We start from the raw sequence: 15,085 nt of genomic DNA on the forward strand, positions 1-15,085 counted from the left end.
ACCGGCCGCATAGCGGCCGGTACGTGATCGGGATTCGGATCGTGTAACGATAGCAGAGGCCGCACACGTGCGGCCCCACTGTTACATCCGCGAGCGCACGCGTTTCTGGAGCTTGCTCTTGATCCGGTTGACCTTTAGCGGCGACAGATATTCGACGAATACCTTGCCATCGAGGTGGTCGATCTCGTGCTGTATACATACGGCCAGCAGATCGTCGGCGTCGATTTCCCAGGTCTCGCCGCGCTCGTTGAGCGCGCGCACCTTGACGCGGTCCGGGCGCTCCACGCGGTCGTAGACCTCGGGCACGGAGAGGCAGCCCTCTTCCCACACCTTGCGGTTGTCGCTGGCCCAGACGATCTCGGGGTTGATGAACACCATCAGCCCATCGCGCGACTCGGATACGTCGATCACGATCACGCGCTCGTGGACGTCCACCTGGGTGGCTGCCAGGCCGATGCCGGGGGCTTCGTACATGGTTTCGGCCATGTCGGCGACGAGCTGGCGGATGCGGTCGTCCACCACCGCCACGGGCGTTGCCACCTTGTGCAGGCGAGGATCGGGATAGGTGAGGATATCGAGTTTGGCCATGATGCTGGAGCGCAACGCCGGGTGCTGTCCACTGCCCGGCCAGCGTTGCGGCGTGCGGTGTTTACATGCAGAATCGGGGCGCTAGTACAAAAATTCAAGGCGCGCCGCAGCAGGCACGCTCTACCTAGGGTCAATCCGGTTGGTCTCCCGACCGGTTCAGGAAAATGCGCGATATTACCAAACAACAGGCGGCGTCGGGCCGCAGGCTGCACGCGTTCACCCTCGCCATGCTGAGTGCTGCATGCGTCACAGCAGGGGCGGCAGCGGCTGTCCAGGCTGCTGACCTTGCCATCTCCCCAGCGCAGCGCGCCGAGGCGGACATCACTGCCCAGCAGGGTATCCCAATTTCGGAACTCGCTACCGATGCCCCCGGGCAGTACACGGTGCGCTCGGGTGACACCCTGTGGGGGATCTCGGGCAAGTACCTGCGCCAGCCATGGCGCTGGCCGGCGCTGTGGGGCATGAACCGGCAGCAGATCGGCAATCCGCATCTGATCTATCCGGGTCAGATCCTGTATCTGGTCCAGCGCGATGGCCGCGCCTATCTGTCCACCACCGCACCGGGCGGCGCGAGCGGTGGCGATATCCGCCTGTCGCCGCGCGTGCGGGGCGAGGGCGATAGCAACAACGCCATCCCCAGCATTCCCTCTTCGGATATCGAACCTTTCCTGAAGCGTCCCCTCGTGGTGGACCAGCAGACGGTGGCCACGTCGGCCCGCATCGTGGCCCTGACGGATGCCCGCGTGTACATGGGCCGTGGCGACACCGGCTACGTGCGCGGCATCGCGCCGACGGACTCCGTAGGCAGCGACTGGCAGGCATTCAAGCCGGCCCAGCCCGTCTACGATCCGATCACGCAGGCCGTGCTCGGCTACGAGGCCCAGTACCAGGGCAATGTGCGCCTGACGCGCGGCCCGGAGGGCCCCGATGCCGTGGCGACGGTGCAGGTCACCCAGTCGCCGCAGGAAATGGGAGCGGGCTCGCTGCTGTTGCCGCAACCCGCGCGTGAGCTGGTGAGATACGTGCCGCACGCGCCGGACACCAATATCGAAGCCCGCATCGCGGCGGTCTATGGCGGCGTCGAGTACGGCGGCGCCAAGCAGGTGGTCGTGCTTAACCTGGGCACCAACGCCGGGCTGGAGCCGGGCCATGTGCTGGCGCTGTCCCGCACGGGCGGCCAGGTCAAGGATGCCACCGACGGTAATCGCACGATCACGCTGCCCGACGACCGGTACGGACTGGCCTATGTCTACCGTGTGTTCCCGGGCATCGCCTACGCGCTGGTGACAGACGCCACCAACGTGATGAAGGTCGGCGACCTCGCCAAGACGCCGCAGTGACCAGTGGGGGCGGCGCCGAGGCGCCGTCCCGCTGCGCTTCCCGATGACCGTATCGACTCGCGACCCCACTGAAGTTGCCGCCTGGGTCCGCCTGACCACCACCCCCGGCGTTTCGGCCCGCACCGCCCGCAACCTGCTGGCCGCATTCGGCTTGCCGGAAGCCGTGCTGTCCCAGGAGGCTGCACGACTGGGCGAAGTGGCCGAACCCGCAGCCGTTCGGGCGCTGGTGGCGCGGCCCGACGAGGCCATGGCCGAACGCATCGACCGGACATGCCGGTGGCTTGACGTGCCGGACCACGCCGTCGTAACCATGGCCGATGCGGCCTATCCCGCGCGCCTGCTTGATCTGGCCGATCCGCCGCTGGTGCTCTATATCAATGGCAATGCAGCGCGGCTGCAGGCGCCGTCGCTGGGTATTGTCGGCGCGCGGCACGCCACGGCGCAGGGCGAGCGCAATGCGCAGTTGTTCGCGCAGGCGTTTTCCGAGAAGGGTCTGACCGTGGTGTCAGGGCTGGCGCTGGGGATCGACGCCGCAGCGCACGCGGCAGCGATCGAGGGGCCGGGCAACACCGTGGCTGTGGTCGGCACCGGTGTCGATATCGTCTATCCGGCGCGACACCATGGGCTGGCGCACCGCATCGTGGACGCAGGCGGGGCGATTGTCAGCGAGTTTCCGCTGGGTACGCCAGGCCGGGCGAATCACTTTCCGCGGCGCAACCGAATCATCGCCGCGCTGGCGCGGGGCGTGCTGGTGGTGGAGGCTGCCGAGCGGTCGGGGTCGCTGATCACGGCGCGGCTGGCATCCGAAATTGGCCGGGAGGTCTTTGCCATTCCCGGCTCGATCCACGCGGAACTCTCGCGCGGCTGCCACAAGCTGATTCGGCAGGGGGCGAAGCTGGTGGAATCCCCGGCAGACGTTTTTGAGGAATTTGCTGATCTGGGTACGCCGCAGCGGGTGGCGGGGCAGGCGGCTGTCGCCGTTTCTCGCGAGGCTGGCACCATGCCGGGGGACGTGTTTGGCGGTGCCCTGTCCTATGATCCTGTCAGCTTCGACGCCTTGTGCGAACGGGCGGGGATGATAGCGGAAGCGGCGTCTGCGGCCCTTTTGCAGCTTGAGTTGGCCGGGGCGGCGGAACGGCTGCCGGGCAATCGCTTCCGGCGTCTGGCATGATCCGCGGTATCGCGTTCGCCTCATACTTCGCTTGCAATGGCCGTTTACTACCCCGAGCAGGACCCTGGCGCCGTCAGCCGGGCCTTGGCCAACCGTCCCGCCGGACGGCTCGTGGCCTGCCTGTGTGCCGACTGGTGCGGCACCTGCAAGCAGTATGTGGCCGGGTTTGCCGCGCTGGCCGAGCGGTATCCGAACGATTGTTTTGTGTGGATCGACGTCGAAACCCATTCCGACTACCTCGGTGAGGACATCGACATCGAAAACTTTCCTACTGTATTGATTCAGCCCATCGCAGGCGGCGCGCCACATTTCTACGGAACGGTGCTGCCACACCTCGACGTGCTGGAGCGGATGCTGATAAAAGGCGCCGCCATGCCTGCGGCAGCATCGGAGATTCCTCAAGTGCTGCCGTGGCTACTTGGCCTGGATGCCCGGGATAGCTGAGGCGCGCTGGGTGTGGTGACGGCAGTGGCTTGCAAGCCCGTCGAAACCGCGCTTATTATTGGCGCCTCAAAGCCCAGGCGTGCTGTTTACATAGTTTGCCGTGAATTTCAAGAGGCGCAGGCTGCTCATTTTGGGGCGCCGCGTCACAAGGACCCGTTGAATGTCTAAAGCCCTCATCATCGCGGAAAAGCCATCGGTTGCCGCCGATATCGCGCGCGCCCTCGGGGGCTTTACCAAGCACGACGAATACTTCGAGAGCGACAACTACGTGTTGTCCTCGGCCGTGGGCCATCTCGTGGAGATCGCGGCACCCGACGATTACGAAGTCAAACGGGGCAAGTGGAGCTTCGCCAACCTGCCCGTGATTCCACCGCATTTCGATTTGCGGCCCATCGCCAAGACCGAGTCGCGCCTCAAGGTGCTGAACCGCCTGATCAAGCGCAAGGATGTGACCGCGCTGGTCAACGCATGCGACGCGGGGCGCGAAGGGGAACTGATCTTCCGCCTGATCGCGCAGCAGGCCAAGGCCAAGCAGCCGGTGAGCCGGCTGTGGCTGCAGTCGATGACCCCGCAGGCAATCCGCGACGGCTTTGCCGCGCTGCGTGCCGACGAGGAAATGCTGCCGCTGGCCGATGCCGCGCGCTGCCGCTCCGAAGCCGACTGGCTCGTGGGCATCAACGGCACGCGTGCGATGACCGCGTTCAACAGCAAGGGCGGCGGCTTCTTCCTGACCACCGTGGGCCGGGTGCAGACGCCGACGCTGTCGATCGTCGTGGAGCGCGAAGAGAAGATCAAACACTTCGTGCCGCGCGATTACTGGGAAGTGCGCGCCGAGTTCATCGCGGCGGCTGGCCTCTATGAAGGCCGCTGGTTCGATCCCAAGTTCAAGAAGAACGAATTCGATCCCGAGGCGCGCGAGTCGCGCCTGTGGAGCGAGGCCGAAGCCAAGAGCATCGTGGCCGCGTGCCGCGACAAGCCGGGCACGGTCAGCGAGGAGTCGAAGCCGTCCACGCAGCAGTCGCCGGCACTGTTCGACCTGACCACCCTGCAGCGCGAGGCCAACTCCCGCTTCGGGTTCTCGGCCAAGAACACGCTGGGTCTGGCCCAGGCGCTGTACGAGAAGCACAAGGTGCTGACCTACCCGCGTACCGATGCGCGCGCGCTGCCGGAGGACTACCTGGACACGGTCAAGCAGACCATGGACATGCTGGCCGACAGCTCGCCGAACTACCTGCCGCACGCCAAGAAGATCCTGTCGAGCGGCTGGGTGAAGCCGAACAAGAAGATCTTCGACAACAGCAAGATCAGCGATCACTTCGCTATCATCCCGACGCTGCAGGCACCCAAGAACCTGTCCGAGCCCGAGCAGAAGCTGTACGACCTGGTCGTGCGCCGCTTCCTGGCCGTGTTCTTCCCGGTGGCCGAGTTCCAGGTGACCACGCGCATTACCGAGGTTGCCGGACACCACTTCAAGACCGAAGGCAAGGTGCTGGTCAATCCGGGCTGGCTCGTGATCTACGGCCGCGAGGCGCAGGGCAAGGACGACAAGGACGCCAACCTGGTGCCCGTGCAGAAAGGCGAGAAGGTCAAGACCGACAAGGTCGATGCGGTGGGCCTGACCACGCGGCCGCCGGCTCGCTACAACGAAGCCACGCTGCTCTCGGCCATGGAAGGTGCTGGCAAGCTCGTCGACGACGACGCGCTGCGCGAGGCGATGGCCGGCAAGGGCCTGGGTACGCCAGCTACGCGCGCGGCCATCATCGAAGGGCTGCTGACCGAGAAGTACCTGGTGCGCGAGGGGCGTGAACTGATCCCTACGGCCAAGGCGTTCCAGCTGATGACGTTGCTGCGCGGGTTGGGCGTGCAGGAACTGACGCAGGCCGAGCTGACAGGCGAGTGGGAGCACAAGCTGTCGCAGATCGAGCGCGGCCGGCTCAAGCGGGATGAGTTCATGCGCGAGATCGCGCAGATGACGCAGCAGATCGTGAAGCGCGCCAAGGAATACGACAGCGACACGATTCCCGGAGACTACGCCACGCTGGACACGCCATGTCCGCAATGCGCGGGGCAGGTCAAGGAGAACTATCGCCGGTTTGCCTGCACGGCCTGCGATTTCTCGATCAGCAAGATCCCGGGTGGTCGCCAGTTCGAGATCAACGAGGTTGAGGAACTGCTGCTGAAGAAGGAAATCGGTCCGCTGCAGGGCTTCCGCAGCAAGATGGGACGTCCGTTTGCCGCCATCCTGAAGCTCGCCCACGACGACGAAGGCCATTGGAAGATGGAGTTCGACTTCGGCCAGAACGACGATGATGGCGACGGCGAGCCGGTGGATTTCAGTGAGCAGACGGCGCTGGGCCACTGCCCGAAGTGCAATGGCTCGGTGTATGAGCACGGCATGAAGTACGTGTGCGAGAACGCCGTGGGTCCGGAAAAGTCCTGCGATTTCACGACCGGCAAGATCATCCTGCAGCAGGAAGTGTCGCCAGAGCAGATCGGCAAGCTGCTGTCGGCCGGCAAGACGGATCTGCTGACCGGCTTCAAGTCGTCTCGGACAGGACGCAATTTCAAGGCGTTCCTGGTCAAGCAGCCTGACGGCAAGATCGGCTTCGAGTTCGAGGCGCGCGAGCCGAAGGCCGGCAAGGCCGGCGCGAAGCCTGCAGCCAAGACGGCCGCCAAGGATGATGGTGCGGAAGCGGTGCCAGCCAAGACCGCTGCGGCAAAGAAGGCACCGGCCAAGAAGGTAGCTGCGAAGAAGGCGCCGGCCAGGAAGGCGGCGACGAAGACTGCAGCCGCCAAGACACCGGCAGCCAAGAAGCCGCGTGCTACGGCCAAGCAGACGGCTGACGCGGAAGAGTAACCGCTCACCATTCCCGGTGACGGCAAACAAAACGGCGAGGTGAAAACCTCGCCGTTTTGCTTGGTGCTCTTGCTGCCGCAGGTTTCAGCTTTGGCTGTGCGCCTTGGCAACCGTCTCGCCGCCCCGCTGTTTGCCTTCCTCGAGCAGGAAGTCGATGAAGGCGCGTACCTTGGTGGGCAGGAATTTCCGGCTCGGGTACACCACGCTGACGTCGCGGCGCGGCAGCTGGTATTGCGGCAGGACGTGCATCAGGCGTCCCGCCTCGATATTCGGACGTGCGAGGTAGGACGACAGCATGGCGATGCCCATGTCGGCCAGCGCAGCCTGATGCGCGAGTTCCGCATTGCTGCACAGCAATCCCGGACGGATGGGCACCGTGACTTCGCCCTCGGGGCCGGACAGCGTCCATTCGTGCTCGGCAGTTGGCAACCGCATCGCGATGGCGCGGTGGCTGGTCAGATCGTGGGCGGTACGCAGCGGCGGATGGTCGCGCAGGTATCCCGGCGATGCGCAGAGCACGATCTCCGCCGAGATCAGCGGGCGCGCCACGAGGTGCGATCCCAGGCCCAGGTCCGACAGCATGACCCCCACGTCACGTCCTTCCTCGACGATATCGACCATCCGGTCGGACAGTTGCACATCGAAGACGATATCGGGATAGATGCGATGAAACCGTTCCAGGGTTTGCGGTAATAGGTGCAAACCGAACATGACGGGCGTGATCAGCCGCAGCGTGCCCGATAAAGACTGGCTGCGCGCCGTGACAATCGATTCCGCTTCCTCGACGTCTTCAAGGATCTGCGCGCAACGCTGCAGATAAGTCTCGCCGGCATCGGTCAGCGAGAGGCTGCGCGTGGTGCGATTCAGCAGCCGCGTGCCGAGATGGCTTTCCAGATCGGCGACGTAGCGGGTGACCACGGCGTTCGACATTTCGAGTTGCTGCGCCGCACGGGCAAAGCTGCCCAGTTCGACCACCTTGGCGAACACGCGCATCGATTGCAGTCGATCCATGACATATTCCCCTGGCTGCTGCCTGAATTTTTCCCTGTGGAGGGTAATTTATTGTTGAAACCACAATCAATCATTGTGGATCGAGCTATTTATGCATATCAGGGAAATGCCTAATATCGAGTCATTCGATGCCGCAACGCAGCAAACTCCCGACTCAGCCGGCATCCGCATGAAAGTGAAGAGATCGTCATGAAGCGCCAAATTGCCCTGATTGTTGCCCTGACCGCAGCCCTGTCCGCCGCTCCCGCCTTCGCCAAGGCCGGCAAGTTCGATCCCTACACCGATGGCGCCAAGGCCACGAAGTTCGATCCGTACACGGACGGTGCCAAGATGGGCAAGTTCGACCCGTACACCGACGGCGCCAAGGCCCCGTTCGACGTGTTCACGGATGGCGCCAAGCTGTAAGCTGCCCCGCACATTGTAAAAAGCCCGTACCTGGTTGGTACGGGCTTTTTTGTTTTTGGCGTCTTAGACATGGGGCTTATTGCGCGTCCCAGTCATCATTCTCATCTGACTGGCCCAGGAATAACTCTGCGATCTCTTCATTGCAAGCGTCGAACTCCTCCAATGTCAGTTCGCCGAGGAATCCGAAGAGCGCTGCAACGCCCCCTATCCTCTTCTGCACGTCACCTTCGTCTTCGATTGTCGGTGCTGTCCTGGTCATAGCTGTCCACTCCGTTGGGAAACAAACAGTCTGGACTTCGTGATTGCCGATGCCTATGAGACGAATCTGAAAAAACAAAACGGGCCCCAAAGGGCCCGTTCTCCATTCCACCTCGCTAACTATCAGTCGTGATAGTGGCGATGATGCTTCTTGTGCTTGCTGCGCTTGTAGTAGCGGCGGTCATCGTCGTACGAGTTGCTGCGCGAGACATTGCCACCCAGTGCGGCACCTGCTGCACCACCCAGGCCGGCGCCGACCAGGCCGCCGGTGCGGCCGCCCATGGCGTTGCCGGCTGCGGTGCCTGCGCCGCCGCCCAGGGCGCCGCCGATGATGGCGCCCGTGCGTTCGCGGCGGTTCGAGGTCAGTGCACCACCTGCGCCGCCGCCTACGGCACCGCCGAGCACGGCGCCGGTGCTGCCACCGAGCGCGCCGCCGACTGCGGCACCTGCCACGCCACCCAGGCCACCGCCGAGGGCATTGTTCAAATCACCGCCTGCAAACGCCGGCAGGGCTGCTGCCGAGAGAGCAAGGGCCAGAGTCAGGGTGCGGAGATGGCGAGACATTCGAATTTCCTTTAATTGTTGTATCTGGGAACGGAGTGTAGAGAAGGAGCCCTGCCCTTGCTGTAACTAGATGTGAAGCCCTGTAACCCGCCGGAGAAACGGTATCGGCGCGTTAAAAACTGATGTTCTGGCGCCACATCGTGCAATTTGCCGTCACAAATGGGCAAGCGGCCTTCCCATGAAAAACGGCTCCATGAAGGAGCCGTTTTCCGTACTGCCGGGCTGCGATGGTTCAGCAGCACTTGCCCTGGCCGCCGCCGTACCGTGCTTCCTGGCGTTCGCGAAAGAACTCCTCGTACGTCATGGGTGCGCGGTCGGGGTGGGTGGCTTCCATATGGGCCACATAGGTCTGGTAGTCGGGCAGGCCAACCATCAGCCGCAACGACTGTCCCAGGTAACGTCCCATGGTTCCGATCTGTTCGAGCATGATGGCGGCCTCCTCAATTCAGATAGCCAGTGATCAGGACTGCACCGATGCCTGGGCCGGCAGCGGTTCGAACGGCGTCTCGCTGTCCGTGCGCTTCGTGATACCGCGTGCCTGCATCGCGGTCTTGAAACCGTAGAACACGATCGACAGCACCACGAACATGAACAGCGCGCACAGGCCGGCGTCCAGATAGTCGTTGAAGACGATGCGGTGCATCTGCTCCATCGACTTGGCCGGGGCCAGCACCTTGCCTTCGGCAATGGCGGCGCTGAACTTCTCGGCGTGGGTCAGGAAGCTGACCTTGGGGTCCGAGTGGAACAGCTTCTGCCAGCCAGCGGTCAGCGTGCAGATCAGCAGCCAGCAGGTGGGCACCAGCGTGACCCAGGCGTACTGGCCGCGCTTCATCTTGACCAGCACGCACGTACCCAGCACCAGCGCCACGGCAGCCAGCATCTGGTTGGAGATGCCGAACAGCGGCCACAGCGTGTTGATGCCGCCCAGCGGATCGACCACGCCCTGGTACAGGAAGTAGCCCCAGGCCGCCACGGTCAGTCCGGTGGCGATCAGGTTGGCGGTCAGCGACTCGGTCTTCTTGAGCGCCGGCACGAAGCTGCCCAGCAGGTCCTGCAGCATGAAGCGGCCGGCACGGGTGCCTGCGTCGACAGCGGTCAGGATGAACAGGGCTTCGAACAGGATGGCGAAGTGGTACCAGAAGGCCATCATGGCCTGGCCGCCCACCACCTGGTGCAGGATGTGCGCGATACCCACGGCCAGCGTCGGAGCGCCACCGGCGCGCGAAATGATCGTGTTCTCGCCAACGTCCTTGGCAGTCTGGATCAGCACGTCAGGCGTGATGACGAAGCCCCACGTGGATACCGTGGCAGCCACGGCTTCCGGCGAGGTGCCGATCACGGCCGCCGGGCTGTTCATCGCGAAGTACACGCCGGGCTCGATCACCGAGGCGGCAACCAGGGCCATGATGGCGACGAACGACTCGGCCAGCATCGCGCCGTAGCCGATGAAGCGCGCGTGCGATTCGTTCTCCAGCAGCTTGGGCGTGGTGCCCGACGAGATCAGCGCATGGAAGCCCGACACGGCGCCGCACGCGATGGTGATGAAGAGGAACGGGAACAGGTTGCCCGACCACACCGGACCGCCGCCTGCCGCAAACTGCGTCAGCGCCGGCATCTTCAGTTCGGGCGCGACGATCAGGATACCGATGGCCAGCGCGATGATCGTGCCGATCTTCAGGAACGTGGAGAGATAATCGCGCGGCGCCAGCAGCAGCCACACGGGCAGCACGGCGGCCACGAAGCCGTAGCCGATCAGCATCCACGTCAGGGCCTTGCCGTCGTACGTGAACAGCGGCGCGAGCGTGGCGCTTTCATGCACGTACTGGCCACCGATGATGGCAAGCATCAGCAGCACGAAGCCAATCACCGACACCTCGCCGATACGGCCCGGGCGGATATAGCGCGTGTAGATACCCATGAAGATGGCGATGGGAATCGTCACCGCCACGGTGAACGTGCCCCACGGGGAATCGGCCAGTGCCTTCACCACGATCAGCGCCAGCACCGCCAGGATGATGATCATGATCATGAAGCAGCCGAACAGCGCGATCATGCCAGGGATGGTGCCCATCTCCGACTTGACCAGGTCGCCCAGGCTGCGGCCATCGCGGCGCGTGGAGATGAACAGGACCATGAAGTCCTGTACCGCACCGGCAAACACCACGCCGGCCAGCAGCCACAGCATGCCGGGCAGGTAGCCCATTTGCGCGGCCAGCACGGGACCGACGAGCGGTCCGGCACCGGCAATCGCGGCGAAGTGGTGGCCGAACAGCACCGCCTTGTTGGTCGGCACGTAGTCCAGGCCGTCGTTGTGCCGCCACGCGGGCGTCATGCGTTTGGGGTCGAGCTGCATCACCTTTTCGGCGATGAACTTGCTGTAGTAGCGATAGGCGATCAGGTAGATGCAGAGCGCGGCAACCACGATCCACAGTGCGCTGACGGCTTCACCGCGCGACAGCGCGACGGTGGCGAAGGCAAATGCGCCGAGTACGGCGACGGCCAGCCACAACAGGTGTTGTCCGATGCGATTCATGTTGAAGGGTCTCCTCAGACCGGCTGAAAGTACCTGCGTCGACAGAAAAATCGGGTAGAGGGGGCGGTGCCGGATAGCGGACGCTGACAATCGCGCGGAAAGCGGGTCTCCTCGATGTCTGCGGCGCCCGGTCTGTACTCGTCTGGTCCCGGATCTGATCGTGCAGGCAGGCAGTGCATCCCGGACCAGCGATAAAAGCCAGGGCCGCGGTGCACCTACTGCGTCGATTTGTGCCGGGGCCATGCCCGGGCGCGAACCGGCGTGTAGTATTGACACCCGCCCATGTCGGCACAAGCGCGAAACTACGCAACAAGCATGCGTAGTAGTACGTATGCCGACGAAGTCAAGCGGCCTCCCCGTCATCGGTGTTTACCCCCGGTACAGATGAAACTCCGTCAAAAGATACTTTTGCTCGCCGTGGCGCCGCTCGCCGTCGCGATGATGGGCATTGCGCTGGCCGTCAAATTCCAGGCCACTGCCCTTGCCCGCCACGAGCGCGCGCTGGTGGAATCCGCCTATCTGCAGAGCAAGGAAACCGAGCTGCGCCACTACGTTGACCTGGCGCAGAGCGCCATCGCGCCGATGGTGGAATCGGGGCGCACCGACATGGCCACGCGGCAGGCGGCCATGGCGGCGCTGGCGCGGCTCGACTACGGTCCCGATGGCTATTTCTTCCTCTACGACCTGCAGGGCCGCAACCTGATGCATCCGCGCCAGCCTGAACTGGTTGGCCAGGATTTGTGGCTGATGCGCGACCCCGAAGGGGCGCTGACGATCCAGAAGCTGATCGCGGCGGCCAAGGAAGGGGGTGGCTCGGTGCGCTACATGTGGCAGAAGCCATCGTCGAAGCAGCTCGCGCCCAAGCTGGGCTACGTGGTGGCTGTGCCGGGCTGGAACTGGATGCTTGGCACCGGCATCTACCTTGACGATGTGGAGCAGACGCTGCGCAGGCTCGATGCGCGCGCGGAGACCGATATCCGCGAGACCATGGCGTGGATCGGCGTGATCGCGGGTATCAGCATCCTGCTGGTGGCGGCCAGCGGCCTGGCACTCAATATCAGCGAGCATCGCGAGGCCGATGCCAAGCTGCGTCAACTGGCGCAGCGCGTGGTGCAGTCGCAGGAAGACGAGCGCGCGCGGCTGTCGCGCGAACTGCACGATGGCATCAGCCAGTTGCTGGTCTCCGTGAAGCTGGTACTCGAAGCCGCTACCAACCGCATCCGGACCGCGCCTACGGAAGGCGCTTCAGTGGCGCCGATTCTCGGCATGGCGCTGAACCGTCTGGACTCCGCTTTCAATGAAGTGCGACGCGTGGCGCGCAACCTGCGCCCTGCCTTGCTCGATGACCTGGGCCTGTTCGCTGCGCTGGAGCATCTGGCGCGCGAGATGCAGGCGGGCAGCACGCTGACCGTGGCGGTCTCGCAGGCGGGGCCACCGCGCACGCTGACCGACGAGCAGGCGACTGCGCTGTTCCGCATCGCCCAGGAAGCGCTGACCAATGTCGAGCGCCATGCGCATGCCACGCATGTCGATGTGCAGCTCGACTTCGGGCCATCGGCCACGCGGCTCACCGTGCGCGACAACGGCACGGGTTTCGATGTGGCCCGCATGCAGCGTGATCCGCAGCGTGGCATTGGCCTGCGCAACCTGCGCGAACGCATGGCGGCGCTGGGCGGCCAGTTCGACGTGGTATCGACACCCACCGGCACGCGGCTCGTGGCCGCGCTGCCTGTGAACTTCCGCATTCCCGAAATATCGCTGTCATGACCGTTCTGCACGAAGACGACCTCCATCCTCCTTCCGGCGCGCCGGCCCGCGTGTTGCTGATCGACGATCACGCGCTGGTGCGCGATGGCATGCGCATGCACCTGTCCCTGCAGCCCGGCCTGGAGGTAGTGGGCGAGGCCGACGATGGCGAAGGCGCACTGGCATGGCTGGCCAATGCCGCGCCGGGCAACCTGCCAGAACTCGTGATTACCGATATCGGGATGCGCGGCATGGGCGGTATCGCACTGGCCGGCGCGTTGCACGACCGGTATCCCGAACTCGCGGTGCTGATCGTGTCGATGCACGACAACCTCGAATATGTGCGACAGGCGATCCGGGCCGGTGCGCGCGGCTACGTACTCAAGGATGCGCCCGCCGACGAACTGATGGCGGCCATCCAGGCCGTGCTGGCGGGCCGCGTGTTCTACAGCGCGCGCATCGCCCGTGGCATGGCCGAGCATGCGGTCAGCCCACTCGATGCGCTGACACCGCGCGAACGCGACATCCTGCAGGGCATCGGCAAGGGAATGGCCAACAAGGAAATCGCCGCGCAGCTCGGCGTATCGGTGCGTACGGTGGAGACGCACCGGCTCAATCTCAAGCGCAAGCTGGCCATCGAAGGGCGCGCCGGGCTGGTCAAGTATGCGGTGCAGCAAGTGGGTGACGGCGGCGATACCAAGCCGTCTGCGTAGCGAATACGGGTTCGCGTCAGGGTTTGAATCGGGTATTCCCTACATTGTTCGCGTGATCCGCACTGCCTAAGATCAATTCAACCCAAGGCCCGATGCTTGTCTGCATTGCCAGACTTGTTTGCGTAGTCCGTACCGTTTCCAGAAAAAAATACGACGCGTCCTGGCCTCGCACTGAATCTTCCAGTTCCTTTTCGTCCCGCTTTTCCGCGTTGGCCACTGCCTGCGCGGAGGGAGGGACAGCCGTGCAGTGGTTGTTCGTTCAACACACAAGGGGAGACGGTCATGGCAGCAAGGCGCAAGGACGGCACGGACGGTGCCGCGGAGACGGTTTCACGGCGGGGATTCATTGGCGGCGCCACAGTGGCGGCCGCAGGCGCGGCAACCATGGGCTTTCCAGCCATCGTCAAGGCGCAGGGGCCGGTGACGATGCGGTGGCAGAGCACATGGCCAACCAAGGACATCTTCCACGAGTTCGCCGGTGACTTCGTCAAGAAGGTCAACGACATGTCCGGCGGCGATCTCAAGATCGAGTTGCTGCCGGCGGGCGCAGTGGTCAAGGCATTCGACCTGATCGATGCGGTCAGCAAGGGCACGCTCGACGGTGGCCATGGCGTGATTGCCTACTGGTACGGCAAGAATTCGGCGCTGGCGCTGTGGGGATCGGGCCCCGGCTATGGCATGGACCCGAACATGCTGCTGGCCTGGCACAAGTACGGCGGCGGCAAGGAGCTGCAGGAAGAGATCTACCGCAGCCTGAATCTCGACGTGGTGTCGTTCCTCTACGGCCCGATGCCCACGCAGCCGCTCGGCTGGTTCAAGAAGCCGATCACGAAACCCGAGGATTTCAAGGGACTCAAGTTCCGCACCGTGGGCTTGTCGATCGATATCTTCACGGGACTCGGCGCCGCAGTGAATGCGCTGCCGGGCGCGGAGATCGTACCGGCGCTGGACCGCGGCCTGCTGGATGCCGCCGAGTTCAACAATGCGAGTTCGGATCGCGCGCTGGGTTTCCCGGATGTGTCGAAGGTCTGCATGCTGCGCAGCTTCCACCAGTGCTCCGAGCAGTTCGAGATCGTGTTCAACAAGAAGCGGTACGACGCGCTGTCGCCCAAGCTGCGCGCGCTGATCGCCAATGCCGTGGACGCAAGTTCCGCGGAGATGTCGATCAAGGCGATCGATCGCTATTCAAAGGATTACCTGGCGCTGCAGCAGCAGGGCGTGAAGTTCTACGCCACGCCGAACAGCGTGCTCCAGGCGCAGCTCAAGATCTGGGATGAGATTGTGGCGCGCAAGGAGAAAGAGAATCCGATGTTCAAGAAGGTCAACGATTCGATGCGGGCGTTTGCACAGCGCACCACGCGCTGGCAGAACGACACCAATGTCGAGTACCGCATGGCCTCCCAGCATTATTTCGGCGCAAAGAAGGCGTAGCGCGCAAGCCGTACTCCGACGGAG

14 protein-coding genes are annotated in these 15,085 nt (G+C 64.0%); 8 read left to right on the forward strand and 6 right to left on the reverse strand.

The genetic code is table 11. The annotated features are described in order from the left end of the window. Positions 1–81: 81 nt before the first annotated feature. A complete protein-coding gene (def, locus tag GA566_RS15805; protein WP_137926016.1) occupies positions 82–588 on the reverse strand; it encodes a peptide deformylase in 507 nt (168 codons plus the stop codon). A 164-nt stretch (positions 589–752) separates the two neighbouring features. Here def and GA566_RS15810 point away from each other — a divergent pair, with 164 nt between their 5' ends. The 4 genes from GA566_RS15810 to GA566_RS15825 all read left to right on the forward strand — a co-directional run bounded on the left by GA566_RS15810 (position 753) and on the right by GA566_RS15825 (position 6,400). Continuing rightward, entirely contained in the window at positions 753–1,928 is a 1,176-nt protein-coding gene (locus GA566_RS15810) for a LysM peptidoglycan-binding domain-containing protein (RefSeq protein ID WP_160473166.1), read from the forward strand. Between the two features lie 43 nt (positions 1,929–1,971). After that, positions 1,972–3,099, forward strand: coding sequence for a DNA-processing protein DprA (gene dprA / locus GA566_RS15815; protein WP_160473167.1), 1,128 nt, complete (start codon positions 1,972–1,974; stop codon positions 3,097–3,099). Positions 3,100–3,135: 36 nt separating this feature from the next. Then, the gene (locus GA566_RS15820; RefSeq protein ID WP_137926013.1) at positions 3,136–3,543 is read left to right on the forward strand and encodes a thioredoxin family protein; all 408 of its coding nucleotides are present in this window, start codon (positions 3,136–3,138) and stop codon (positions 3,541–3,543) included. Positions 3,544–3,703: 160 nt separating this feature from the next. Then, entirely contained in the window at positions 3,704–6,400 is a 2,697-nt protein-coding gene (locus GA566_RS15825; protein ID WP_160473168.1) for a DNA topoisomerase III, read from the forward strand. An 84-nt stretch (positions 6,401–6,484) separates the two neighbouring features. On the opposite strand, the gene GA566_RS15830 is transcribed toward GA566_RS15825, so the two are convergent. Then, positions 6,485–7,411, reverse strand: a complete 927-nt coding sequence (locus GA566_RS15830) for a LysR family transcriptional regulator (RefSeq protein WP_137926011.1) — start codon at positions 7,409–7,411, stop codon at positions 6,485–6,487. Positions 7,412–7,600: 189 nt separating this feature from the next. Between GA566_RS15830 and GA566_RS15835 the strand changes: the two genes are divergently transcribed. Further along, positions 7,601–7,816 (forward strand): hypothetical protein, encoded by a 216-nt coding sequence (locus GA566_RS15835; RefSeq protein ID WP_160473169.1) that lies wholly within the window; start codon positions 7,601–7,603, stop codon positions 7,814–7,816. A gap of 76 nt (positions 7,817–7,892) precedes the next feature. Here the strand turns inward: GA566_RS15835 and GA566_RS15840 are convergent, their stop codons facing one another. The 4 genes from GA566_RS15840 to GA566_RS15855 all read right to left on the reverse strand — a co-directional run bounded on the left by GA566_RS15840 (position 7,893) and on the right by GA566_RS15855 (position 11,171). After that, complete coding sequence (locus GA566_RS15840) at positions 7,893–8,075, reverse strand: hypothetical protein (protein ID WP_160473170.1); 183 nt, start codon at positions 8,073–8,075, stop codon at positions 7,893–7,895. 122 nt (positions 8,076–8,197) lie between these two features. After that, the gene (locus GA566_RS15845; protein WP_137926009.1) at positions 8,198–8,638 is read right to left on the reverse strand and encodes a hypothetical protein; all 441 of its coding nucleotides are present in this window, start codon (positions 8,636–8,638) and stop codon (positions 8,198–8,200) included. A gap of 232 nt (positions 8,639–8,870) precedes the next feature. Further along, entirely contained in the window at positions 8,871–9,065 is a 195-nt protein-coding gene (locus tag GA566_RS15850) for a YbdD/YjiX family protein (RefSeq protein WP_130391883.1), read from the reverse strand. Positions 9,066–9,098: 33 nt separating this feature from the next. Next, positions 9,099–11,171, reverse strand: a complete 2,073-nt coding sequence (locus GA566_RS15855) for a carbon starvation CstA family protein (protein ID WP_137926008.1) — start codon at positions 11,169–11,171, stop codon at positions 9,099–9,101. A gap of 384 nt (positions 11,172–11,555) precedes the next feature. Between GA566_RS15855 and GA566_RS15860 the strand changes: the two genes are divergently transcribed. The 3 genes from GA566_RS15860 (at position 11,556) to GA566_RS15870 (ending at position 15,061) form a co-directional block, all read left to right on the forward strand. Further along, the gene (locus tag GA566_RS15860; RefSeq protein WP_160473171.1) at positions 11,556–12,938 is read left to right on the forward strand and encodes a cache domain-containing protein; all 1,383 of its coding nucleotides are present in this window, start codon (positions 11,556–11,558) and stop codon (positions 12,936–12,938) included. Next, positions 12,935–13,630 (forward strand): response regulator transcription factor, encoded by a 696-nt coding sequence (locus GA566_RS15865; RefSeq protein ID WP_160473172.1) that lies wholly within the window; start codon positions 12,935–12,937, stop codon positions 13,628–13,630. The genes GA566_RS15860 and GA566_RS15865 overlap by 4 nt, the downstream gene beginning before the upstream one ends. Before the next feature lie 282 nt (positions 13,631–13,912). Then, the gene (locus tag GA566_RS15870) at positions 13,913–15,061 is read left to right on the forward strand and encodes a TRAP transporter substrate-binding protein (protein ID WP_137926005.1); all 1,149 of its coding nucleotides are present in this window, start codon (positions 13,913–13,915) and stop codon (positions 15,059–15,061) included. Positions 15,062–15,085: the final 24 nt, after the last annotated feature.

This window comes from Cupriavidus sp. SW-Y-13, from assembly GCF_009793345.1.
Classification (GTDB): Bacteria; Pseudomonadota; Gammaproteobacteria; order Burkholderiales; family Burkholderiaceae; genus Cupriavidus.

Coding starts and splice junctions, on each gene's coding strand:
- def (WP_137926016.1), bottom strand. CDS start 588: ATGGCCAAACTCGATATCCTCACCTATCCCGATCCTCGCCTGCACAAG.
- GA566_RS15810 (WP_160473166.1), top strand. CDS start 753: ATGCGCGATATTACCAAACAACAGGCGGCGTCGGGCCGCAGGCTGCAC.
- dprA (WP_160473167.1), top strand. CDS start 1,972: ATGACCGTATCGACTCGCGACCCCACTGAAGTTGCCGCCTGGGTCCGC.
- GA566_RS15820 (WP_137926013.1), top strand. CDS start 3,136: ATGGCCGTTTACTACCCCGAGCAGGACCCTGGCGCCGTCAGCCGGGCC.
- GA566_RS15825 (WP_160473168.1), top strand. CDS start 3,704: ATGTCTAAAGCCCTCATCATCGCGGAAAAGCCATCGGTTGCCGCCGAT.
- GA566_RS15830 (WP_137926011.1), bottom strand. CDS start 7,411: ATGGATCGACTGCAATCGATGCGCGTGTTCGCCAAGGTGGTCGAACTG.
- GA566_RS15835 (WP_160473169.1), top strand. CDS start 7,601: ATGAAGCGCCAAATTGCCCTGATTGTTGCCCTGACCGCAGCCCTGTCC.
- GA566_RS15840 (WP_160473170.1), bottom strand. CDS start 8,075: ATGACCAGGACAGCACCGACAATCGAAGACGAAGGTGACGTGCAGAAG.
- GA566_RS15845 (WP_137926009.1), bottom strand. CDS start 8,638: ATGTCTCGCCATCTCCGCACCCTGACTCTGGCCCTTGCTCTCTCGGCA.
- GA566_RS15850 (WP_130391883.1), bottom strand. CDS start 9,065: ATGCTCGAACAGATCGGAACCATGGGACGTTACCTGGGACAGTCGTTG.
- GA566_RS15855 (WP_137926008.1), bottom strand. CDS start 11,171: ATGAATCGCATCGGACAACACCTGTTGTGGCTGGCCGTCGCCGTACTC.
- GA566_RS15860 (WP_160473171.1), top strand. CDS start 11,556: ATGAAACTCCGTCAAAAGATACTTTTGCTCGCCGTGGCGCCGCTCGCC.
- GA566_RS15865 (WP_160473172.1), top strand. CDS start 12,935: ATGACCGTTCTGCACGAAGACGACCTCCATCCTCCTTCCGGCGCGCCG.
- GA566_RS15870 (WP_137926005.1), top strand. CDS start 13,913: ATGGCAGCAAGGCGCAAGGACGGCACGGACGGTGCCGCGGAGACGGTT.